The 20,325-nt window shown below is 53.4% G+C and carries 23 protein-coding genes, 1 tRNA gene and 1 pseudogene; 15 read left to right on the forward strand and 10 right to left on the reverse strand.

The features are described from left to right. The first annotated feature begins 1 nt into the window (after window position 1). The 3 genes from ACL2XQ_RS02660 to ACL2XQ_RS02670 are packed head-to-tail and all read left to right on the forward strand — an operon-like array spanning window position 2 to window position 1,538. The gene (locus tag ACL2XQ_RS02660) at window positions 2-136 is read left to right on the forward strand and encodes an SDR family NAD(P)-dependent oxidoreductase (protein ID WP_413722056.1); all 135 of its coding nucleotides are present in this window, start codon (window positions 2-4) and stop codon (window positions 134-136) included. A gap of 17 nt (window positions 137-153) precedes the next feature. Next, window positions 154-558 carry a VOC family protein gene (locus ACL2XQ_RS02665; RefSeq protein ID WP_413740033.1) on the forward strand — a complete coding sequence of 135 codons (405 nt, stop codon included), beginning with the start codon at window positions 154-156 and terminating at the stop codon, window positions 556-558. After that, complete coding sequence (locus tag ACL2XQ_RS02670) at window positions 555-1,538, forward strand: saccharopine dehydrogenase family protein (RefSeq protein ID WP_413740034.1); 984 nt, start codon at window positions 555-557, stop codon at window positions 1,536-1,538. Before ACL2XQ_RS02665 ends, ACL2XQ_RS02670 begins: the two co-directional genes overlap by 4 nt. 246 nt (window positions 1,539-1,784) lie before the next feature. Here the strand turns inward: ACL2XQ_RS02670 and ACL2XQ_RS02675 are convergent, their stop codons facing one another. From ACL2XQ_RS02675 to ACL2XQ_RS02690, 4 genes are all read right to left on the reverse strand, one after another. After that, entirely contained in the window at window positions 1,785-2,504 is a 720-nt protein-coding gene (locus ACL2XQ_RS02675; RefSeq protein ID WP_410012194.1) for an SDR family oxidoreductase, read from the reverse strand. A gap of 46 nt (window positions 2,505-2,550) precedes the next feature. Continuing rightward, window positions 2,551-3,222: a peroxiredoxin-like family protein gene (locus ACL2XQ_RS02680; RefSeq protein ID WP_413722058.1), complete on the reverse strand. Its 672-nt coding sequence runs from the start codon at window positions 3,220-3,222 to the stop codon at window positions 2,551-2,553. Between the two features lie 97 nt (window positions 3,223-3,319). Continuing rightward, window positions 3,320-4,090, reverse strand: a complete 771-nt coding sequence (locus tag ACL2XQ_RS02685; protein ID WP_413728912.1) for an enoyl-CoA hydratase/isomerase family protein — start codon at window positions 4,088-4,090, stop codon at window positions 3,320-3,322. A 25-nt stretch (window positions 4,091-4,115) separates the two neighbouring features. Beyond that, window positions 4,116-4,754, reverse strand: coding sequence for a glutathione S-transferase family protein (locus tag ACL2XQ_RS02690; protein ID WP_413740035.1), 639 nt, complete (start codon window positions 4,752-4,754; stop codon window positions 4,116-4,118). A gap of 69 nt (window positions 4,755-4,823) precedes the next feature. On the opposite strand from ACL2XQ_RS02690, the gene ACL2XQ_RS02695 reads away from it, so the two are divergent. The 5 genes from ACL2XQ_RS02695 (at window position 4,824) to ACL2XQ_RS02715 (ending at window position 7,748) form a co-directional block, all read left to right on the forward strand. Beyond that, a complete protein-coding gene (locus ACL2XQ_RS02695) occupies window positions 4,824-5,741 on the forward strand; it encodes a LysR substrate-binding domain-containing protein (RefSeq protein WP_413731325.1) in 918 nt (305 codons plus the stop codon). Window positions 5,742-5,872: 131 nt separating this feature from the next. Beyond that, window positions 5,873-6,211, forward strand: a complete 339-nt coding sequence (locus ACL2XQ_RS02700) for a metalloregulator ArsR/SmtB family transcription factor (RefSeq protein WP_410012189.1) — start codon at window positions 5,873-5,875, stop codon at window positions 6,209-6,211. After that, window positions 6,201-6,629 carry a YeeE/YedE family protein gene (locus ACL2XQ_RS02705; RefSeq protein WP_413728909.1) on the forward strand — a complete coding sequence of 143 codons (429 nt, stop codon included), beginning with the start codon at window positions 6,201-6,203 and terminating at the stop codon, window positions 6,627-6,629. The genes ACL2XQ_RS02700 and ACL2XQ_RS02705 overlap by 11 nt, the downstream gene beginning before the upstream one ends. A gap of 22 nt (window positions 6,630-6,651) precedes the next feature. Beyond that, a complete protein-coding gene (locus ACL2XQ_RS02710) occupies window positions 6,652-7,077 on the forward strand; it encodes a DUF6691 family protein (protein ID WP_413728908.1) in 426 nt (141 codons plus the stop codon). Window positions 7,078-7,142: 65 nt separating this feature from the next. Next, a complete protein-coding gene (locus tag ACL2XQ_RS02715) occupies window positions 7,143-7,748 on the forward strand; it encodes a class I SAM-dependent DNA methyltransferase (RefSeq protein WP_413740036.1) in 606 nt (201 codons plus the stop codon). Window positions 7,749-7,908: 160 nt separating this feature from the next. Here the strand turns inward: ACL2XQ_RS02715 and ACL2XQ_RS02720 are convergent, their stop codons facing one another. Then, complete coding sequence (locus ACL2XQ_RS02720) at window positions 7,909-8,580, reverse strand: glutathione S-transferase family protein (protein ID WP_413740037.1); 672 nt, start codon at window positions 8,578-8,580, stop codon at window positions 7,909-7,911. Window positions 8,581-8,941: 361 nt separating this feature from the next. Between ACL2XQ_RS02720 and ACL2XQ_RS02725 the strand changes: the two genes are divergently transcribed. After that, on the forward strand, window positions 8,942-9,856 hold the full coding sequence (locus ACL2XQ_RS02725; protein WP_413727203.1) for a LysR substrate-binding domain-containing protein: 915 nt from the start codon (window positions 8,942-8,944) through the stop codon (window positions 9,854-9,856). A 408-nt stretch (window positions 9,857-10,264) separates the two neighbouring features. On the opposite strand, the gene ACL2XQ_RS02730 is transcribed toward ACL2XQ_RS02725, so the two are convergent. Then, entirely contained in the window at window positions 10,265-10,444 is a 180-nt protein-coding gene (locus ACL2XQ_RS02730; protein ID WP_413723550.1) for a hypothetical protein, read from the reverse strand. On the opposite strand from ACL2XQ_RS02730, the pseudogene ACL2XQ_RS02735 reads away from it, so the two are divergent. From ACL2XQ_RS02735 to ACL2XQ_RS02745, 3 genes and pseudogenes are all read left to right on the forward strand, one after another. Continuing rightward, window positions 10,412-10,970 (forward strand): annotated as a pseudogene (locus ACL2XQ_RS02735) (IS66 family transposase); the annotation flags it as partial. The gene ACL2XQ_RS02730 and the pseudogene ACL2XQ_RS02735 overlap by 33 nt on opposite strands. Window positions 10,971-11,285: 315 nt before the next feature. Then, window positions 11,286-12,983 (forward strand): Hsp70 family protein, encoded by a 1,698-nt coding sequence (locus tag ACL2XQ_RS02740; protein ID WP_413722066.1) that lies wholly within the window; start codon window positions 11,286-11,288, stop codon window positions 12,981-12,983. Continuing rightward, window positions 12,983-14,329: a hypothetical protein gene (locus tag ACL2XQ_RS02745; protein WP_413740038.1), complete on the forward strand. Its 1,347-nt coding sequence runs from the start codon at window positions 12,983-12,985 to the stop codon at window positions 14,327-14,329. The genes ACL2XQ_RS02740 and ACL2XQ_RS02745 overlap by 1 nt, the downstream gene beginning before the upstream one ends. A gap of 674 nt (window positions 14,330-15,003) precedes the next feature. Here the strand turns inward: ACL2XQ_RS02745 and ACL2XQ_RS02750 are convergent. Both ACL2XQ_RS02750 and ACL2XQ_RS02755 read right to left on the reverse strand, forming a co-directional pair. Continuing rightward, window positions 15,004-15,717, reverse strand: a complete 714-nt coding sequence (locus tag ACL2XQ_RS02750; protein WP_413722068.1) for an SDR family NAD(P)-dependent oxidoreductase — start codon at window positions 15,715-15,717, stop codon at window positions 15,004-15,006. Between the two features lie 589 nt (window positions 15,718-16,306). Continuing rightward, the gene (locus tag ACL2XQ_RS02755) at window positions 16,307-17,182 is read right to left on the reverse strand and encodes a LysR family transcriptional regulator (RefSeq protein WP_413722069.1); all 876 of its coding nucleotides are present in this window, start codon (window positions 17,180-17,182) and stop codon (window positions 16,307-16,309) included. Between the two features lie 162 nt (window positions 17,183-17,344). Between ACL2XQ_RS02755 and ACL2XQ_RS02760 the strand changes: the two genes are divergently transcribed. The 3 genes from ACL2XQ_RS02760 to ACL2XQ_RS02770 all read left to right on the forward strand — a co-directional run bounded on the left by ACL2XQ_RS02760 (window position 17,345) and on the right by ACL2XQ_RS02770 (window position 19,457). Then, window positions 17,345-17,926 (forward strand): isochorismatase family protein, encoded by a 582-nt coding sequence (locus ACL2XQ_RS02760; RefSeq protein WP_413722070.1) that lies wholly within the window; start codon window positions 17,345-17,347, stop codon window positions 17,924-17,926. Between the two features lie 92 nt (window positions 17,927-18,018). Next, window positions 18,019-18,771, forward strand: coding sequence for a pirin family protein (locus ACL2XQ_RS02765; RefSeq protein WP_413731316.1), 753 nt, complete (start codon window positions 18,019-18,021; stop codon window positions 18,769-18,771). A 518-nt stretch (window positions 18,772-19,289) separates the two neighbouring features. Continuing rightward, window positions 19,290-19,457 (forward strand): hypothetical protein, encoded by a 168-nt coding sequence (locus tag ACL2XQ_RS02770; protein WP_413722072.1) that lies wholly within the window; start codon window positions 19,290-19,292, stop codon window positions 19,455-19,457. An 83-nt stretch (window positions 19,458-19,540) separates the two neighbouring features. Here ACL2XQ_RS02770 and ACL2XQ_RS02775 read toward each other — a convergent pair. Both ACL2XQ_RS02775 and dicD read right to left on the reverse strand, forming a co-directional pair. After that, window positions 19,541-19,616, reverse strand: a tRNA-Phe gene (locus tag ACL2XQ_RS02775). A 107-nt stretch (window positions 19,617-19,723) separates the two neighbouring features. Continuing rightward, window positions 19,724-20,299, reverse strand: a complete 576-nt coding sequence (gene dicD, locus ACL2XQ_RS02780; RefSeq protein ID WP_410012179.1) for a division control transcriptional repressor DicD — start codon at window positions 20,297-20,299, stop codon at window positions 19,724-19,726. Window positions 20,300-20,325: the final 26 nt, after the last annotated feature.

Genomic DNA, 20,325 nt, shown 5'->3' on the forward strand with positions numbered 1-20,325 from the left:
CATGAAAGTTATTCTTATAACGGGCGGAAGCGGCGGTATCGGCGCCAGTACGGCAATCCAGTGCGCGGCGCGCGGCATGGGTGTGATACTCACCTGCCATCATCATGCCGACGCCGCCGGCGGCCACCCTATTTAATGGTTTGGAGAGATTTCATGCTCGATCATATCTTTTTATCGGTGAGCGACCTCGATCGTTCGGTGGCGTTTTACACCGCGGCATTGGCGCCGCTCGGCATTAGGACGCGAGTGGACTATGACGGCCGCGACGGACCGCCGGGGCATCCCGATCTCAAGGGTTTTGGCGCGAACGGGCGTATTTTTTTCTGGCTGCGCGCGGGGACCGCCGCCGGCGGTAGCACGCATGTCGGTTTCGTCGCCGAGAGTGAAGCCATGGTTGACGAGGCCTATGCTACGGCAATGCGCGCGGGAGCCGCCGACAACGGCGCGCCGGGCGCGCGCCTTTATTATGATCCCCGCTATTATGCCGCCGGTGTTATCGATCCCGACGGCTATACCCTGGAATTCGTCTACAAAAGTTGGCAGCACCACCCATCATGAAAACATTACTTATATACGGCGCCACCGGTTATACCGGGCGCATGATTGCCGAACAGGCAAAAGCAGCCGGTCTTGACGTTGTCATTGCCGGCAGAAATAAAGAAAAACTGGCTGAGTTGGCTCAGATATTAAACGTCGGCGCCGCCGCCTTTGCGTTACAACACGGCGAGGCCCTCTCCCGCAGCCTGGACGGCATAAGCGTGGTGCTGAACTGTGCCGGGCCCTTTGCCAGCACGGCGGAACCATTGATGAGGGCCTGTATACAACGCGGAATCCATTACCTGGACATCACCGCTGAAATCAATGTCTACCGGCTGGCGGAGTCACTGCATGACCTGGCTGCCGGGACCGGGAGCATGCTGATGCCCGGCGTGGGCTGGGATGTGGTGCCGACCGACTGTCTCGCGGCGACGCTTGCGGTAAAGGTCCGCGAACCGGTACGGCTGAGAATCGCGCTTCAGGTGGCGGGCGCCATGTCGCGCGGATCGGCGGTGAGCGCCGGGGAAATTATCAGCGCTGGCCTGCTGACCAGGGTTAACGGGTCGCTGATGACCAAAACACAGGCGGAAACCGACTTTTTCGATTTTGGCGCGGGGAAAGTAGCATGCATGCCGCTTTCTTTCGGCGATCTTGTCACTGCCTGGCATTCAACCGGCATCCCCAACATTGAAATGTATGTCCACGTTAGCGGCGACGCCTTTCCTTCAGGGGACTTAACCCGCTTGCCCGATGGCCCCTCGCCGCAAGAGCGCGCAGCCAATCCCGCCCGCGCGGCGGTGGAAATTACGGGCGCCGGCGGCGATAGCCATTATGCCGTCATCGAGACGGTCAATGGCTATTCCTATACGCCGCTCGCTGCCGTCGAAGCCGCGAAACGGGTACTTACCGGCGCCGGCCAACCTGGATTTCAGACGCCGGCGAAAATCTTCGGTGCCGATTTTGCGCTCAGTATTCCGGGAACGCGTATTTTCACCCTCTGACCTTTGAAATCCGGTCCCTGGCGCACCGTTACGAAAACCCCTCCCGAATTAAGTTTAGCGCTGAAGGGGGCCTGTTTTTTCAGCGTGCCGCGAACGCGTAACCGCCTTCTATTTGTAATGAATTCGTCGCTGACAGGCAGATACGCGGCAGTACGGACCATCGCCCGTCGTGATAGCCAACATTTCGTCGGCAAGACAACGCGTTGGTTCCCCGTACCGCGGGTTTTACTGCGGCTGCCTTTTCCCTCAGAACGCGGATTTTCCCGTGGAAGCGCCGCCATCCACGTGCAGCGTTTGTCCGGTAATGAATCCGGCATCTTCCGACAACAGGAAGGCAATCGCGGCGGCAATTTCATCAGGCTTGCCGAAGCGGCCCATGGGAACCGCGGCAAGGTAACGGCGCTCGCCGTCGCTGCCGGGGGCATTGCCGGCGCGAAACAGCGCGGTTTCCGTCGGACCCGGTGCCACGGCATTCACGGTGATGCCGGTTGTGGCCGTTTCCAGTGCCCAGGTGCGCGTGAAGCTCACCAATGCCGCCTTTGCCGCGGCATAGGCAGTGCGTTCGACGGCGCCAAGGACGGTCAGGCTGGAAATGTTCACGACACGTCCCCAGCGGCGCGCCTTCATGCCCGCAAGCGCCGCTTGCGTGGCAATAATGGCCGGATAAAGGTTGACCCGCATCACCTCGGCAAGCTGTTCCAGCGTCACCTCGTCCAGGGGCTGTGGTCTGACCAATCCGACATTATTCACCACGCCGTCAATCTGGAAGCGATCGGCAAGGCGGGCAAATTCCGTCCTCGCCGTTTCAGCCTCGCTGAGGTCCATGGCAACGAAGTGGCCGGGGAAACCTTCCGCCGGGGCGGTGCGGGCTACCCCTATCACCTGGTGGCCGTCCCTGGCCAACCGTGCCGAGAGCGCCAGCCCAATACCTTTGCTGGCGCCGGTAATAAGAAATGTGCGTGACATCGTTTTTCTCCTGCCCCGCCTGGCGCGGGGGTGGTTTTGCTGGTGATCAGGCGCGGTCGTTTGCACGGCGTATGGCGGGCAGCAGATCTCGCGGTTCGGGACGGCGGGTATAATCCGGATTGACCTCGGCATAGACGATAGTGCCGTCCGGCGCCACCACATAGCGTGCCGGCATGGGCAGGGTCCAGCCGGGATCGTCATTGAAGGCGGGCAGATCGTTTTTCAGCTTTTTGTACAGATCAATCAGATAATCGGGTAACGCAAAGCGCAGGCCGAATGCCGCGGCTACGCTATTTTCACCATCGGACAGGATAGGAAATGCCAGTTTATTCTGGCGGACGGATTTGCGGCTGTTGGCCCGGGTTTGCGGGGAGATGGCCACCAGGCTGGCGCCCGCCGCGTAAAAATCGTCCAGCACGGCCTGCAATGCCTGTAATTCCATATTGCAGTAGGGGCACCAGACGCCGCGATAAAAAGTGATGGCCAGCGGCCCTTTTTTGAGCAGCTCAACGGAGGATATCCGGTTGCCGTCGGCATCGTCCAGGGTGAAGGCCGGCGCTTTATCGCCGGCCTGCAACGCCCGTTGCGCGGCGCCGGAAGCAATAAGCTCCGCGGTGGCGCGGTGCATGACGGCAATGTCGGTTGGCGGCATATTGTACGGCGGTTTTCCCGCCTCGAAATCAGCTTTGAACGCATCGAGTTTCATTTGCAGCGACATATTTTTTCCTTTTTGCATAAAAGTGATTATGCGGACCGCCTGGGGCCGTCCGCCGACGGCATGACCAGAACCGAAATCATCGCTATAAATAGCGGGGTCAGTTTTGCCGGGCCATGGCGAGCGCGACGTCCGCTGCGCTGATGCCTTCCAGCGCCAGGCCATACCCGGCCCCTTCATCGACAATGCGGCGCAGTTTTTGCGTTAGGGCGATGCGCGTATAGCGCCCGGTGAGCGGGGGCAGAGCGGCGAGCGATTCGGCTATCTCATGGGCACGGGCCAGCAGGTCGCCCGACGGCACCACTTCATTTACCACGCCCCAGTCCTTGGCGGTCTTGGCGTCCAGTTCCTGCCGGGTGAGCAGGAAATAGCGGGCGCGTATGCTGCCGATAACTTCCGGCCAGAGCAGGTTGACGCCGTCCCCGGGCACGATGCCGAAGTCGAAATGGGGTTTGTCCTGGAATACCGTGGCGGGAGTGGCCAAGACAATATCCGCCAGCAGGACATATTCGGAATGCAGACGAACCGGGCCGTTAAGCGCCGCAATCATCGGTACCTCGATATCCAGAATATTCATCAGCACTTTTTTGCCTTCGCGGAATATTTTGTCGTAGCCGCGGGGTGTGAAAAAATCAAAGCCTTCGGCGCTGATGGTTGCCATAAACGCGTCGCCGGCGCCGGTAAGGATCACCACGCGGTTGTCCGGATCCGCGCCGATGTCATGAAAAAGATCGACAAATTGTTCATGGGTATGGCCGTTGAACTGCAGCGTATCGCCATCGGTATGCAGGGTCACTTCCAGTACGCCGCTGGCGGAGCGTGTCAAACGGGCGTTGGGAAATGAATGGCGATAGTCTTCAAAATGCAACATGGTTTATTACTCCGGTAATGAGAAATCAGGCCTGAGGGACCAGCGCGTTGAGACGTGTAATGGCGCGGCGGACCGCCGGACGCTGGCTCATCTGGTCGTACCAGCGTGCGATATTGGGATGGACATCCAGGGTGACGCCGGCGAATTCGCGCCGCCAGAACCAGCCGAAATGGGCAATGTCGGCGATGCTGTAGATGTCGCCCGCCACGAACCGGCGTTCATGCAACACCCTATCCATCAGGCCGGTAACCCGTTCGGCCTCGGTACTGAAGCGCAGCTCCGCCAGGGGTTGCGGCTCGCTTGCCAGGCGTTTGAAAAATCCCGCCTGGCCGAAGCTTGGGCTCAGCGCCGAGGCATGAAAGAACAGCTGCTCGAAGACCCTTGCGCGTTCGGCGCCGCCGTTCGGCAAGAGCCGGCCGTGCTTTTCAGCCAGATAAACCAGAATGGCCGAGGACTCGGTCAGCACCAGCGGTTCATTCCCTTCGACACCGGCTTCCACCAGTACCGGCACCTTACCGTTGGGGTTCAGTGCGAGGAACGCATCGCCCTTTTGTTCACCCTGTTTCACGTTGATGGGGCGCAGCTGATAGTCCTGAGCCAGTTCCTCCAGCATGATGACGGCCTTGACGCTGTTAGGCGTGGCGAAGGCGTAAAGGTGGTACATGGCAACTCTCCGTACGTTGTGGGCTAGCGTGTGGACAGAGTATCTGCTATTACTACGCAGGAATGGCAGATGGCACGAAGCGATAACGCTCATTCCCAGGGGGAATATATGGATCGGCTGCAGGCGATGATCGTGTTTATTCGCGTGGTGGATGCCGGCTCTTTTTCCGGCGCGGCGAGAATATTAAATATCGGCCAGCCGGCGGTTTCGAAAACCATTGCGCAACTGGAGGCGCGGCTGCAGGTGCGTTTACTGCTGCGTTCAACCCACGGCCTGACGCCCACCGAGGCGGGATTACGCTATTACGAACATGCGCGCGTTGTTATCGAGGGGGCGGATGAAGCCGATGTCGCGGCCAAGGGGATCGCGGCGGGCCTTGCCGGCAATTTACGGATTTCCGCCGCGCCGACGTTCGCCCGCCTGCATGTGATTCCCCATTTGCCGCAATTTATGGCGCAACATCCCGACCTGAGCGTGGATCTCATTTTGGATGACCGGCCCATTGACCTGCTTGCCGAAGGTATCGACATCTCCCTGCGCATGGGCCGGCTTGCGGATTCGAACGCCGTGGCGCGCAGGCTGGCCACCTCCCGTCGTTCGGTGCTTGCCACGCCTGAATATCTCGCCCGGTTCGGGGAGCCGGAAAAGCCCGCCGATCTGGCGGAGCATGAGGCGATTGGTTTTAGCCAGACAAGCGACGTCTGGCGTTTTACCCGCGGCGGCAGCGACATTTCCGTTGCTATGCGGGGACGGGTGCGCCTCAGCGCCGCCGAAGGCATCCGCGCCGCCGTACTTGCGCATATGGGGCTCACCATCGCCTCCGACTGGATGTTTGCCCGGGAATTGGCCAACGGCGGCGTCCGTCGGTTGCTGGAGGCATGGTCGCTGCCGGATATTGATTTATGGGCGGTATTTCCCACAGGGCGGATGACCAGTGCGAAAGCCAGACAGTTTGCGCTTTTCGTGGAAGAGGTGTTAAGGCGATAACAGCCGGGACACAGCAAGGCGGCTGTCGCCGGAAGATCATCATGGGCTGGCTATTTCATCTCGATATACAATATAATATTATATTAATTTATAAATTGTTAACAACTATACCTTAAGGCGTCCGACAGCAGATGAACCACCGGAGCGAGCGGGAAAGGATGCGGTTAGCCGCCGCCAGAACCCTTGGCGTATTAAAATCACTGGCGAACGAAGATCGTCTGCTGCTGTTATGCCACCTCAGTCAGCATGAGTCTTCGGTCGGCGAGCTGGCAAGCGCGCTGGGGATAGTTCAGCCGACGTTATCCCAGCAACTGGGCGTCCTGCGCAGAAAAAAAATGGTTGCCACGCGCCGTGAAGGAAAACAGATTTTTTATCGGATAGGCGACCCGGACATCGTGGTATTACTCAAGACATTATATCAGCTTTACTGCCCGGGACCGGCAGAGGAGGGCGTGGGCAATGATCATTGATATGCAGCACTTCACCCCCGGGCAAAGTTTTGCCGGGGGCCTGCTGATCGGTGGGGCGGCGTGGGTTTTGATCCTGTTTTGCGGCCGGATCGCCGGAATAAGCGGCATCCTGGGCGGCTTATTATCGCTGAAAACCGCCGATCGCGCATGGCGGCTGGCCTTTCTGCTCGGCATGGTCGCATCCCCGCTGGTGTATAAACAATTTTCCCCACTGCCTGAAAGTACCGTCGACGCGTCCTGGCCTCTGCTGATCATTGCGGGACTGCTGGTCGGTATCGGTACCCGCTACGGGTCAGGTTGTACCAGTGGTCACGGGGTCTGCGGCCTCTCACGGTTATCGCCGCGATCGCTGGCAGCCACCGTTACGTTTATGTGTGTTGCTGCGGTGACCGTTTGGCTGAAGGGGTATTTACGGTGATTGCACCCATCCGGAGACGGCAATGAATGTGTTTTTCTCTTTGATCGCCGGGTTATTATTCGGCGTCGGGCTTCTCGTCAGCGGTATGGCGGATCCAGGCAAGGTGATTGGTTTCCTCGATATCACCCGAGTATGGGATCCGTCTTTGGCGTTTGTGATGGGGGGAGCCATCAGCGTCGGTTTTTTGGCGTTCCGTTCCGTAAAAAAGCGTTCGCGCCCGGTCTTTGCCGAGACACTGTCTCTCCCCGACAACCGCCGGATTGATAAGCCGCTGATTGGCGGCGCGGCTTTATTTGGCATCGGCTGGGGCCTGGCGGGTATTTGTCCCGGACCGGCCTTGGTCTTACTGGGCACCGGATCACTCAAGGGGGCCATCTTTGCGGCGGCGATGATAGCCGGCATGGCTCTCTTCGCGCAACGGGAAAACCGCAGGTTAAAGCGTGTTTGAGCATGACTGGACGGCTGGAAGCATTGCCTGAGCGGAATTGAAAAAATGAAAACAGCGGGGGAGTTGTGGACAAACACGCGGCAAAAAATATTCTTTCCCTCTACCAGCGCCATGCTGATGCCTTTGCCCGCCAGCGCTCGCGCACGCTCGTTGAAAAAAGCTGGCTGGATAAGTTCATCACCGCGATTGGCGGGGAGGGGCACATTCTCGATATCGGTTGCGGTAATGGTCAGCCCATTGCCGGGTATTTTATTCAACTGGGTTTTCAGCTCACCGGTATTGATGGCGCCACAGCGATGCTGGATCGCGCCCGCGCGCGTTTTCCCGCGCAGCGCTGGCTGGCGCTGGATATGCGCAAGCTGGCGCTCGGCGAAACCTTTGCTGGCCTGATTGCGTGGGACAGTTTTTTCCATCTCACCCAGCGGGACCAACAAAAGATGTTCCCGATCTTTGCGCGGCACAGCCACCCGGGCAGCGCGCTGATGTTTACCAGCGGCCCAGGGAAGGGGATCGCAATGGGACAATTTGAGGGCGAGCCGCTGTTCCATGCGAGCCTGGCGCCGGAAGAATACCGCGCGCTACTGGATGCGCATGGCTTCGATGTCATCGACATGGTGCCGGAAGATCCCCACTGTTCGGGGCATACGGTCTGGCTGGCGGCAAGACGATAAGGCGAAAGAGGTCAAACCCAGCCGGATAAAGATGATGAATACAGTCCATGGATTGTGGTCGCGAAGCGTCGCCGTGGATTGTTCTTGTGCCGGCCCGCGCCACAACGTCCAAGTCCGCACCCTCTCCATACGCGTGCTGGCCGTACGGAAAGCCGTGAATTTATAGCTTCACGCCGACACTCGCCAGGAAGCCATCCATACGGTCATCAATCTCAGCCTTCGTCTCCGCCCACGCTGGGAACGACTGAAGAAGATTATCGTGCCAAGCGATGAGGTTCGGATATTCCTTGAACGGAAACTTTGCCCGATCGACTTGGGAGAAGGGCGCCGCAATATCAATATCAGCCAAGGTCAACGCTTGGCCAACCATGAACTTGCGGCCTGCAAGATGCTGGTCGAGTACTTTCGCTGCGGCGCGAATCTTACCCTCAGCGAACTTAATGAGGGGCTCGTCCTTCGGTAAGCCCATAACCGTCTTCCCGACCCGCTCATCAAAGATGGTGGTGGTGAAAGTACGCCACTGCTCGCCCGACCAGAACATCCACTGAAGGACCTGAAAGCGCTCCTCCTGCGTGGTTCCGGCCAGCGGCGAATCCACCTTGCTGGCCAGATACAGATTGATCGCTGAAGACTCCCAGAGAATGGTGTCTCCTTCTTCCAGAACCGGTGTCAAACCGTGGGGATTGAGGCGCGATTTGAACTCGGCGGTCTGGCTCTCGCCTTTGAACAGATCAACGTTAACGCGTTCGAGTTCAATGCCCATGATCTTCGCAGCCGTGTTCACGCGACGCAAGCTGCCCGAGCCTGCATCACCATAAATCTTGATTGCCATAATTCTTCCTTTCAATTCGTTTCAATTCTGGACCCTGAGCGGGTGGACGAATGCAGATTCTCATATTCTTCTTGAGAATGAAATTGACGCTAAATGAATACCATCTATTCTTATTTGGAATTATTCGCTGTAGGGTGTTCACAGCGGGCCGTGGCCTGGTCGGCAAGCGCCATCGACATAAAGCGATTCTTTCGGCGATATTCATCGACGATCATGTGTTGATGGTGATGGGAGGGTTTGCGTCGGGAGTCAGAATTCCGCGGGCGGCCATAAAGATCTGCGTTTGCCTGCAGAGCTACGTCGTATAAACAATAAGGTAAGATCGGAACGGTAATGTCTTCTATTCTTCTGGGGAATGAAAATGGTGGATAAGTTGGACACGATGCGGATGTTCGTACGTGTCGTCGAAAGCGGAAGCTTTTCACAGGCAGCGCGGGACCTCAACGTCAGCCAGCCGACCGTCAGCAAACAGCTCGCAGCGCTTGAAGCGCGGCTCGGGACACAACTTATCGCGAGAAATTCCCGTGCCCTTGCCGTGACGCCCGCAGGACAGGACTATTACGAGGCCACCGTCCGCATCCTTCAGGATCTCGACGTTGTCGAAGAGAGAATCCTTGAAGGGCAGTCGGCCCCTTCAGGGCTGGTTCGCGTGACCCTCGCGCCAGCCTTCGGGAGGATGTTCGTTATTCCCCGGCTATTGGATTTCAGGAGTCGTTTTCCCGACGTCGCGATCGAGATGGAAGTTTCCGGGCGGCACGTTGACCTCATCGAGGAGGGAATAGACGTCGCGATCCGTATCGGTCGGCTTTCGGATTCAGCACTCGTCGCCCGGCGCATCGGCGACATGCGGATGATAACCCTGGCCTCCGCCAGCTATCTAGCCCAACACGGTACGCCGCAAACGTTAGACGAACTGCGTAACCACCAGCGTATCGGCTATGTCTACCAGGGCGATATTATTGGCTGGGGTTTCCACGTAGACGGCCGGCAGGTCACGGTCGACGGTGGGGGAGCGTTTCGCACCAATGACGCCGAGCATGTCCGCGGCGCGGTTCTCGCGGGCCTCGGCATCGCCCATCACGCGAGTTGGTTGTTTACGGATGTGCTGGCCTCCGGCGAGGTCGTACGAATTCTGGACCGGCATGCGCCGGCGCCCTTTCCGATCAACGCCGTTACCGCCGCCGGACGGCGCATGCCCTCCCGGGTGCGGCAATTTATCGATTTCCTCGCTGCGATTTGCGCCGCGGAGCCGGAATTAAGGGTCGGCGAGGGCTAAAGCGCCAGGGAGCGGAATGCTCCGGGTCGGCCTCGCTTGATCGTGGGCACAGCTTATGACAGACGGACACGCAGGGTATCTAACGGCTTCGGTTAAAAACAGACGGCGCTGGGCGTACGCTGATATGACTTTCCGTGTCAAACCAAAATCGCTGGTGTGGCCGTTTTTTTTCATAGGCTAAATTTCCTGAGGGCGACGTAGCAGTAAATCCGACGGTGGATCACGCTGATATTCGCGGGTTGGATACCGCATTACAGAGGTCCGTCATTTGAGCCTGCCACTTTCTTACGACGCGAATTAGCGTTGCCCTGCCGCCGCGAAGCGTAGCCGTGGGTTGCTGTTGTACCGGGCTACGCCGCCTTCAGGAAACGCTCTTCGATCATGCCGGTTCTCTCGTTTCTTGTTCTCTTATGCCATCAGTGTGTTATGTGGCTCCAGCGATAGCGACATCGCCAGACGGCCAATATCCCAGATAAAGCCGGCCAGCTCCCGGGCGACGGCCGCAATGGCAAGATTTGCATTCTTCCCTTTTGCAAAGAGCCTGCGGTATCTCCGGCACGTAAGGAGCGTAAAATCCATGATATTCATGTGCGCCATCCGTCGCCGGCCACTACCGAGGCCCTGAGCCGGATCGGTGAGCTGTACGCAATCGAAGCCGACATCCGGGGGCGTCCGGCCGAAGAACGAAGGCGGGCGAGCGAAACGCGCTCCCGGCCGATACTCATCGGTCTGGAGCGCTGGACTCGGGTAAAGCTCACTACACTGTCGCGTCAGGCCGATACGGCCAAGGCGTTCAACTATCTGATGAATCACTGGCCGGCACTGTATTACTACGCCGGTATCACTACGCCGGTGATGGCTGGGCGGAGATCGACAATAATATCGCTGAAAACGCGCTGCGGGGGTGAGCCTGTGCCGAAAAAATTATCTGTTCTTCGGCTCTGATAGTGGCGGCGAACGTGCGGCGCTGATGTATACGCTAATCGGCAGTTGCAAATTAAACGGCGTGGAGCCGGAAGCGTATCTGCGCCATATACTGGCGACTACCGCGGATCATCCCATCAATAAGATCACAGAACTCCTGCCGTGGAACCTCAGTATCCCTGCTGAATAAGCATCAATATGGCCCTGAATTGACGCTTACTGTGATAGTAAAATACAGGAAATTATTAATTAATCGAAAGTAAAAATTTAATTTGTACCTAGATTTTAAATATTCTGCTTAAATGCGATTACACAACCTTTTTGATTAGTTGGATAATGAATATATAGCTCGTTTTATAACAATCAAATATAATCATTTAATAATTGTATTTAATGATTATGCTTTGCTCTCGATAAGGATAAATTTTTCACGACTTATTGTTTAATCTGAGCTTAATGCTTATTCTTGGCATGTTTTCTATAAAAGGAATTTCGGGAGCAAAGAATGACAGTAAGGGAAGTATTAGGGATTGATCTTGGTACGACGAACAGTGCAGCCAGCCTATGGCTGGATGGGCGTCCGGTTCTGGTTCCCAACAGGCACGGTCATTTACTGACGCCATCAGTTGTTGGCCTTGATGACCATGGCAATATTCTTATAGGGCAGAGTGCATATGCCAGATTAATCAGTCATCCCCATATGACTAAGGCGAGCTTCAAGCGCCATATGGGTTCATCCACCAAAATTCAAATAGGTCATTTAAGCTTTCGAGCGGAAGAAATCTCCGCACTTCTTTTACGTCAGTTGAAAGAGGATGTGGAAACCTGGAATAAAGGATCATTTACTGATGCGGTAATAACCGTTCCGGCCTATTTCAATGATGTGCAGCGCAGGGCGGTTAAAACCGCGGGTCAGCTTGCTGGACTCAATGTTGTGCGTTTGCTTAACGAACCGACCGCTGCATCTTTAGCTTTCGGTCTTCTCGAAAATCATGAACAGAAATACCTGACCTTCGATTTAGGTGGTGGCACATTTGACGTCTCCATTATCGATATGTTTGAAGGCGTAGTGGAAGTTCGTGCCAGTTGTGGTGATGTGATGCTCGGCGGTGATGATTTCAGTGAGGCAATTTGCCGATGGATGTTAGAGGTTCATCCCGACCTTGAGCAATACATCCCCCAGATACATCCAAGCCTTCTGGCACAGGCGGAGGCCATGAAACGGAGCATATCTCTCAATAGTAATGGTAAAGCAGAGTTGACATGGGGCGGAAAAGAGTGGCTTTGGTCTTTAGATGAACACCAGTTTGCACAATCCTGTCAACCTTTACTTGAGAGATTACAGCAACCTATTATGCAGGCGCTCCACGATGCGCGTTTTTCACTATCCGATCTCGATCATATTCTGCTGGTCGGAGGTGCTACCCGCATGCCGTTGATTCGCCAAACAGTGGCGCGATTATTTGGCCGATTCCCCCGATATGATCTCAACCCTGATGAAGCTGTTGCTCTCGGTGCCGGCGTGCAGGCTGGCATGATTATGGCTGACAGTGCGGTAGAAGAAATTATTCTCACTGATGTCATGCCTTTTACACTAGGCATAGAAATTGCCAAGCAACATTCTGGACAGCTGGAGGAAGGGTTTTTCCTGCCTTTAATTGAGCGCAACACGTTCCTACCGGTAAGCATCATGAAACGTGTTTGCACTGTATTTGACAATCAAAAGGTTGTGCTGGTCAAAATCTTTCAAGGTGAGGCGCGTCGGGTAAAGGACAATGTCTTCCTGGGTGAAATGTCGGTAGAGGTACCGCCGAAAAAGGCAGAGGAGGTTTCCCTAGACGTGCGTTTCACCTACACCGTTGATGGCCTATTAGAAATTCAATGTAGCCATGATGATGCAACTGTGCCGATATGTATGGTCATCGAAAAAGTTCCTGGGCAAATGAGTGAAAAACAAATCGCAGAAAGTTTGCAGAGGCTATCTAATCTGAAACAAAACCCCCGAGACAATCCTATCAACCGCGCTCTTCTTGACCGTGGAGCTCGGCTCTTCAATGTCCTGCTTGGTGATGAGCGGCAGTGGGCTGACACGGTTATCACTGCTTTCGAGCAGGCGTTAGACAGCCAGGACCCGCGCCAAATTGCCCTTACGCGACAGCGAGTAGAGGCAGCCCTCGATCGCCTTGACGATGGAACGTCATAATGGATATCTGGACGATTCTGAACATTGCGCCCACTGAAGATCTGGCGCTGATTCGGCGCACCTATGCACACCAATTAAAATTGCATCGGCCTGACCGTGATCCCAAAGGCTATCAGCAGTTACGCGAAGCCTTTGAGCAGGCAAAGGCATTAGCGGCTCAGCCCAATTTATCATTGATACCTTTAGACATTTCAGAGAAAAAAATAAAGCAACCAATAGTGAATTCGGTTGAACTGGAGATTTGTGGCAGCAATTGCGCAGGGACACCGTGGCTGCATGTTCCGGTGTCTCCAATGCCTTATACATTAGACGATGTCGCTCAAGTAGCCAAAGACGTCGTGCATAATGAAATGGTGGGATTGCCGGCATTGGATCGTTTGTGGACGCAAATTACTCGAAATGGAAACCTGGAGCAGCAACAGCAATTTCACCAACATTTCGCCATGGCGCTGGCTAATCAGCCAGGGATAATTGAAGGAGATATCGAAACAGTTTCTAAGAGGCTAGGGTGGGGCTGGGAAAAAAATAACACCTATCCAATGTTGCAGCCATTCGTGGTACAGGCAATTGAAACACAAATGCGGCAGACTGAGCTGGCGAGGGTCTGGAAACGCATACAGGTGGACAGTGAATCGGCAAGTTGTAGTGTGCGTCTTGCTAATCAGTTATTACTGAGTGAACGCCAATCATTGCCATTCTGGACGAGGTTGACGCCAAATCTAGTCGCTGATATGCACAAGCAAGCCTCTTTTTTTAAATACAAATATCCTGAATTAGTTACAAGACTTAATCCCGTTATTTTTAATTTTGTGTTGCAACCTCGGTTAGCATTAAATTGGTCTGGCTTGTTCCTTTTTGCTTTCTGGGGGTCTCTTCTTTTATGCATATTACCACATGCGAAGTTAAGCAAGGGGTCGACTTTCCTGGTCGGCCTGGTGGTAGTCTATTATCTATACGGTTGCAATATTGCTCAGATATCTCTAATGCGGCGACCAAGATTGCTTAACGCATACTTGCTGATAGAGTACCTAATTTCAGTAGTCGCTGCCTTAATATTTTTTGGTACGCTATTTTGGCTAGTAATAAAAATGACTACGCCTTTGGGACGGTCTGCACCTTATACTTCAATGATTGGATGTTTTTTTATTATAGTTTTCTTTAGATTATCCTGGCCCAGACATATGCCGGAAATTTGTCGTCCAGGGGGTTTACTAAACCAAGTTTTTTCAAGTCCATGGCGCCTCATTAAGTCGCTTAAATTCTCAATCAAAGGATGGGTGAGTGAATTTGTATTTTACATAATCTGCGCATGTGTAACTCACGAATTGCTTGAATTGTTACCTTAGATTTTGCGTAAAACGGGGGCAGTCCAGTCAGTCAGAGCCATGTGAGGGTCACCCCATTCATCGCACTGAATGACCCGCAATTTGACCCCACATTTTCCAGATACCTAGGGATAAATCAAAACGTATCGGAAAGGGTTCTTACGCTAACCTATTGAATTTAAGATATATGGATTCATAAGAAAGCATAAAAAAGAAATGGTGGTGCCCGGACTCGGACAAAAACGCCGGGAGCGTTTTTGCACAGCGCGTCAGCGCTGGCCCGCAGGGCGAGCCTCATGGATGAGGCGAGTCATCGAACGCCGTTCGATGGAGAGTCCAGACGCCAGAAAGCAAAAAACCAGCTGCTAAGCTGGATTCGCTACATCATGGTGCCCGACTCGGGGTCATCCAGTTTTCTATTAAGTTGAATTCCTTAATAAATTTTATCCCTGCCAGTTGTCAAGATCCGCAGGTTGACCCGTATTTTTGCTTGTAGATCATGAGAGTGGGTCGGTAGTACGGAAATAAGTCCGGTTCGTTCCTTCGGTTCGATTCCCCCTCAATATATATAAATCGTAATGACATTGGCGTTACGGGTTCTGTATAATTAATATCCATCTGGCCAGCCATTGTGCTGTTTAACAAAGCAGATGGGGTTTAGGCTTAGTAAGCAATCAATGCCAGGCGAGCTACGCTTACCACGTCTCGCGCCACGGCCTGACTTCCGTCTCAAAACTCCAACCTTTCCTGGGCTGAGTCGTCATAAAGTAGGCGGCCTCGGCTACTGCTTGCGGAGCAACAAATTCATCTTCAGGTCTGTCAGGCATGCTTTCACGTGTCTTAGGTAGATCAACAATACCGTCAATCACCACAACTGAAACATGAATGCCTTCTGGCCATAACTTACGTGCCATGGATTCAGCCAGACTATGCTGTGCTGCTTTAGCTGGCGCAAATGCCGCTGTATTAGCGCCGCCACGGCGGGATGCCGTCGCGCCAATGAAAACAATATCGCCCTTTTGATTAGCCTTCATTAGAGGAATAATTTGCTGCGCGCACAGCAACGCTCCATAGGCATTGACTCGCCATGCCGATTCAAACTGTTCCGGCGTGATGGATTCAACGTCGGCAAAAACACCGGAACCGGCGTTGAAGATTAACACTTCCGCATGCCCCAGCTCTTTATGAATGGCGCTAAATGCCGTAACTACAGATGTCTGGTCTCCTACATCACATGCATAGGCTTTGGCATTACTGATCTTATTCGCCAGTTCCTGAGTTTTTTCGAGGCTACGCGCTAGCAGGGCAACACTATATCCAGCGTCTGAAAAACGTTTTGCCAGAGCCTGTCCATTCCCGGCTCCTGCTCCGGCAATCACTGCGACTGGGCGGGCGTTCTTATCACTCATGGTTATTGCTCCATTGATAGTTGGCTATGGCTTACCTTTAAAATGCTAGAACATATTTTTATTTTTAGACGTTCATATTACGGAATTGTGTTTTCCATTTATGGAATAATAAAACCATCACTATATAAGATAGTATCTGCTCCGCAGCATTCCTGAATCTATTAGCCCGCTATGAAGGAAATATTAAAAATAAATCATTTGGGTCATTCATGTCAGTTTTTTGGCTGAATAAATTTTTTCATCAGGATGAACATTAACACCATGATAGTAGAAGATGACGTTTTAGGGTTGATTGTTGTGGCTTTTATAACCGGTTTTGTTGTGAACATTATTGGCCCCACAGTTTCTTATTTTAAACATGTGGGGGTAAGCGACTCTGGTTACGGCATGACTTATTGTGACTGCAGCCGTTCTGGTCGCTCTCTATCATCAGGAAATAGGACGGTTTTTCATTCCCTTAATTTTACTTGCCTTTATACTCATCTCAATTTTACGACCTATATCAGTTTCTGTTAAAAGTGACAGGTACTTTCTCTCATCTTAATTTTTGCCGGGCGGCGTAAGATTGCAGCCCTAAATCATCCACCTTTCATTTTAAATGTTCACGTAGGTACTCGATAAATACCTGAACTTTGGCAGGTAACAAACGTGTTTCCGTCAATGCATAGATTGTCACCGCTTCAGCTTCATAGGGCGCTAATATCCTTGTTAAATCATTACGTTTAACATCGTCTGCAACGATGAGTTCTGGCAACACCGCTACCCCTATCCCCATCGTCGCCAGGCGGCGCATCATCCCGATGCTGTTCATCTGGAAACGCCCGGAAGTCCGAACACTCACCTTTTCCCCGCCATGATAGAGATGCCAGCTCGCGGTTTTTTCCGGGCGCATGACAAGGCATTCATGTTCAGACAGGGCTTGTGGTGTGTCAGGAGTGCCTTTTGCCGCAATATATTGTGGAGAAGCATAAACATAACGAGGTAATGCACCCAGTTTACGCGCTATTAGTCCTGAGTCGGGCAGCGCCCCCATCCGGATGGCGAGGTCGAAGGGTTCCGACACCAGATCGACATTTCGGGGAGTAAGGTCGAAATCAAAGCTGATGCCAGGATAACGCTCAGAGAACTGGCAGATGATCGGTGTCAGAACCACGATGGCAAAATCAGCCGGCAGTGAGATTCTTAGCAAACCTTCAGGATTGGCCAACATGGTACCCAGTTGTTCATGCGCAAGTCGGGCTTCATCCACAATACGTCGGCAGCGCTCATAATAAATCTGGCCCGCTTCAGTCAGTTCTATCTTGCGCGTTGTTCGATGTAACAACCGCAGGCCAATGGTCTTTTCCAGCTCCCCAATCTTGCGAGAAAGCGTAGAGTTTGGCATGCCTAACGACTCCGCCGCGCCGCGAAAGCTTTTAGCTTTAACGACTTCAACGAAGTAAGACATGTGATTCAGAAGCTCCATATACATTGTTCCATCAGTGGAATGTTTAATTCTAATTTTAGCTATTTATTCCAAAAATTGGCAGCCTATAATTTAGTCATTCGCACCGAATTAACAAAATCCTTGCGATGTGGTAACAAATGCACCTGCATAAAAACATTATTAAACAATAGGATAATACTGATGAGCTTTGAAAGATTTACCGCTGACAATTCCGCCATGCTGTTGATTGATCATCAGGTTGGTACGATGGGCTGGGCAAAATCGATGCCTTTCGAAGAACTTAAACGTAATGCTCTGATGCTGGCAAAATCGGCTGCCATTCTGGATATGCCCGTCGTGTTGACCTCGAGCATGGAAGAATATGCGCAGGGGCCATTGCTTGAAGAACTGGAAACAATTATTCCAAAAGAATTCAAGGCGCGCATCAAACGCATGGGCATCGTCAACGCTATGGATGATGAGAAATTTGCCGCGGCGGTTAAGGCGACGGGAAGAAAGAAATTGATCATTGCTGGCGTCACTAATGATGTCTGCACCGTGTACCCAGCCCTAACGCTCGCCGCACAGGGTTTTGACATCCAGGTTGTTGCAGATGCAGGCGCATCTCCAACCAAAATGGCGGATGACATCGCGCTGCGCCGTATGGATAAGAACGGCATTACGCTTACCACCACTAATCAGCTCATTGCTGAGCTGGCTGGTAGCTGGGCCACGCCTGAAGGTGAAAAACTGGTTCAGGTCCTCATGGAGTCATTCCAGTAAGTTTGGGCGTGGACAATAAATTCAACTATTGCGATAGCAATTTAGCCTCGTTAACCACTTCCTGGCTGGTCGCGCCGTAATAAGGAATCATCATGGGCAATATGCAAAAAATTTTTCGTAGTAATAAACACCGTCATGGTTCAGGTGGTTTTGGTATCGAAATCCTCTGGCCGGGTATGGTGCAGCAATCTGATGATAGTGGCATTGGCGCCATAGGTCGTATTGACCATGCGAATATAAAGCCGGGTACAGTTATCTCTATGCATCCACATAAAGACGATGAAATCCTGACTTATGTGCGTAAAGGGGAAATGCTGCATCTCGACACCGTGGGTAATGAAGAAAAGATCTCAAATTCGCGTCTGATGCTGATGAATGCGGGCCATACTTTTCAACACGAAGAGCGCATCTTGGGTAAGCATGGCGATTCTATGCAGTGCCTGCAAATTTTTGTGCGCCCTGCTCAGAGCAATCTAAGGCCTCAGGTCCAGTTCCATGATTTTGGCACGCCGTACAGTGAACATGCCTGGAGATTGATCGCTGGGCCAGAAAATGCGCCATTGATCTTCCGGTCCCAAACCTGGTTGCAGGATGCTCGCCTGAGCCAGAATGAAGAGCTATCTTTGCCGAACATTCCCGTCCTTGGCGTTACGAGAATACTTTATGTTTTCGAGGGGCGAGCAAAAATTGGCGATATTGAACTCGAGAGTGGTGAAAGCGTCATCATCAGCGACAATGGGGCACATACTATAAAAGTGGAACAAAATACCGATCTGGTTTTATTTACCACTGATCCAGCCGCAAGGGTTTTCCGTGAAGGTATGTTCAGCGGCAATATCAGGTAAAAACCATTGAATTTGGCGAAACAATATAAGCCTGCCAAAATTAATGGGGTTGGCTTTTTCTAGGTCAGGTCAAATAGCATTGCACTATTTTTTTGAGAGTAGATGATGACATGACTTGCGTCCTGTCTTTAACCATCGTGCCCAGTATTTTCTCTCTGTTTCGCTGCAAGCAAGTTTTGCCGGAGCGGCGGGCATTTCTCTGCTTAACCTTGTAAACCCGTATATCCGCCAGCTCAGGATGCAGTAACAACAGAGTCAATTTGTCAGCCGCTCTGCCGAACCCAGTCTGGAGCGCTCTGCCTGACATCCGGACTTTATAACCTTAGGGAACGTTTCAATTTTCCAGCGATGCTGTACCTTTCCAGCTTTTCCGTGGCCTCAGCCAGACTTGTCATCGGCAGGTCCGTCGGTAACCCAGTATGGCCGGTAAGACCAACGCCGTTCAGTCCATCACCCCCTAGATGGACGATGCCCTCACATCTCATCTGCGGGCCAGTCTGACCGTGGATGACCGGCCCATGACCTCGCCTCGCTTTGAGCCCGATGCCCATCTGCTGTGCGGGTACGGCCAGGCGCTGGCGCGGTGGCTGGTGGAACGTAGATTATCGCCGGACTCGGACAAAAACGCCGGGAGCGTTTTTGCACAGCGCTTTAGCGCTGGCCCGCAGGGCGAGCCTCAGGGATGAGGCGAGTCATCGAACGCCGTTCGATGGAGAGTCCAGACGCCAGAAAGCAAAAAACCAGCTGCTAAGCTGGTTTCTTTAATTCATGGTGCCCGGACTCGGAATCGAACCAAGGACACAGGGATTTTCAATCCCCTGCTCTACCGACTGAGCTATCCGGGCAACGCGCCGCATTAAACCGTATTGACCGCTGTTCGTCAATGGATTTATTGAGGATTTATGCGTAACCCCACTCAATCGCTGACTTTTCAGGCAAAAGAGCGCGCAATTCAGCTCAACGCGCCGTTTTTACGGCACAGCGCCAGCCGCAGGATATCCTCCGCCAAACGGCGCGCCACGGCCACATCCTGGAGCTGATGCTTCACCAGCAGCTTGCTCAGGCAACCCTCCAGGATCAGTTCCATTTGCTGCGCCACCATGGTGGGATCATCGGTTTCCAACTGGTCGAGCAGTTCGCGGGTGTAGGCGTAGGACGCCTGTTTTTGCCGTTCGGCCAACTGATGGATCGGATGGTCGGCGGCCGGATAAAAACTACAGGCGGCAACAAACAAGCAGCCGGGGTAACGCTGCTGGCGCACCTGCTCGTCCAGTACCTTATAGCGCGCCAGCAGCTTTTGCTGCGGGTCAAGGGTCGCATCCAGCAGCAACTGGCTGCGCCAGCCGTCCACCTGCTCGCCGTGATAGCGCAGGCAGTCCAGCAGCAGCGCCTCCCGGTCCGGCCAGTACTGCTCAAGCTCGGCGCGCGGAATCGCCAGGCCGTCGGCAAGCATCTCCAGTGAAACGAGGGTAAAACCTTTTTGTTCCAAAAGGTTCAACGCATAATCCAGTACCTGTTCGCGTTGCACGTATGCCTCCTAAAAGCTTGCGGTTG

The sequence above is a fragment of the Sodalis sp. RH14 genome (genome assembly GCF_047324285.1).
Lineage (GTDB): Bacteria > Pseudomonadota > Gammaproteobacteria > Enterobacterales > Enterobacteriaceae > Acerihabitans.

What these genes read in the sequence shown, in the direction of transcription:
- ACL2XQ_RS02660 (WP_413722056.1), top strand. Translation starts at nt 2, where the DNA reads ATGAAAGTTATTCTTATAACGGGCGGAAGCGGCGGTATCGGCGCCAGT.
- ACL2XQ_RS02665 (WP_413740033.1), top strand. Translation starts at nt 154, where the DNA reads ATGCTCGATCATATCTTTTTATCGGTGAGCGACCTCGATCGTTCGGTG.
- ACL2XQ_RS02670 (WP_413740034.1), top strand. Translation starts at nt 555, where the DNA reads ATGAAAACATTACTTATATACGGCGCCACCGGTTATACCGGGCGCATG.
- ACL2XQ_RS02675 (WP_410012194.1), bottom strand. Translation starts at nt 2,504, where the DNA reads ATGTCACGCACATTTCTTATTACCGGCGCCAGCAAAGGTATTGGGCTG.
- ACL2XQ_RS02680 (WP_413722058.1), bottom strand. Translation starts at nt 3,222, where the DNA reads ATGTCGCTGCAAATGAAACTCGATGCGTTCAAAGCTGATTTCGAGGCG.
- ACL2XQ_RS02685 (WP_413728912.1), bottom strand. Translation starts at nt 4,090, where the DNA reads ATGTTGCATTTTGAAGACTATCGCCATTCATTTCCCAACGCCCGTTTG.
- ACL2XQ_RS02690 (WP_413740035.1), bottom strand. Translation starts at nt 4,754, where the DNA reads ATGTACCACCTTTACGCCTTCGCCACGCCTAACAGCGTCAAGGCCGTC.
- ACL2XQ_RS02695 (WP_413731325.1), top strand. Translation starts at nt 4,824, where the DNA reads ATGGCACGAAGCGATAACGCTCATTCCCAGGGGGAATATATGGATCGG.
- ACL2XQ_RS02700 (WP_410012189.1), top strand. Translation starts at nt 5,873, where the DNA reads ATGAACCACCGGAGCGAGCGGGAAAGGATGCGGTTAGCCGCCGCCAGA.
- ACL2XQ_RS02705 (WP_413728909.1), top strand. Translation starts at nt 6,201, where the DNA reads ATGATCATTGATATGCAGCACTTCACCCCCGGGCAAAGTTTTGCCGGG.
- ACL2XQ_RS02710 (WP_413728908.1), top strand. Translation starts at nt 6,652, where the DNA reads ATGAATGTGTTTTTCTCTTTGATCGCCGGGTTATTATTCGGCGTCGGG.
- ACL2XQ_RS02720 (WP_413740037.1), bottom strand. Translation starts at nt 8,580, where the DNA reads ATGGCAATCAAGATTTATGGTGATGCAGGCTCGGGCAGCTTGCGTCGC.
- ACL2XQ_RS02725 (WP_413727203.1), top strand. Translation starts at nt 8,942, where the DNA reads ATGGTGGATAAGTTGGACACGATGCGGATGTTCGTACGTGTCGTCGAA.
- ACL2XQ_RS02730 (WP_413723550.1), bottom strand. Translation starts at nt 10,444, where the DNA reads ATGAATATCATGGATTTTACGCTCCTTACGTGCCGGAGATACCGCAGG.
- ACL2XQ_RS02740 (WP_413722066.1), top strand. Translation starts at nt 11,286, where the DNA reads ATGACAGTAAGGGAAGTATTAGGGATTGATCTTGGTACGACGAACAGT.
- ACL2XQ_RS02745 (WP_413740038.1), top strand. Translation starts at nt 12,983, where the DNA reads ATGGATATCTGGACGATTCTGAACATTGCGCCCACTGAAGATCTGGCG.
- ACL2XQ_RS02750 (WP_413722068.1), bottom strand. Translation starts at nt 15,717, where the DNA reads ATGAGTGATAAGAACGCCCGCCCAGTCGCAGTGATTGCCGGAGCAGGA.
- ACL2XQ_RS02755 (WP_413722069.1), bottom strand. Translation starts at nt 17,182, where the DNA reads ATGGAGCTTCTGAATCACATGTCTTACTTCGTTGAAGTCGTTAAAGCT.
- ACL2XQ_RS02760 (WP_413722070.1), top strand. Translation starts at nt 17,345, where the DNA reads ATGAGCTTTGAAAGATTTACCGCTGACAATTCCGCCATGCTGTTGATT.
- ACL2XQ_RS02765 (WP_413731316.1), top strand. Translation starts at nt 18,019, where the DNA reads ATGGGCAATATGCAAAAAATTTTTCGTAGTAATAAACACCGTCATGGT.
- ACL2XQ_RS02770 (WP_413722072.1), top strand. Translation starts at nt 19,290, where the DNA reads ATGACCTCGCCTCGCTTTGAGCCCGATGCCCATCTGCTGTGCGGGTAC.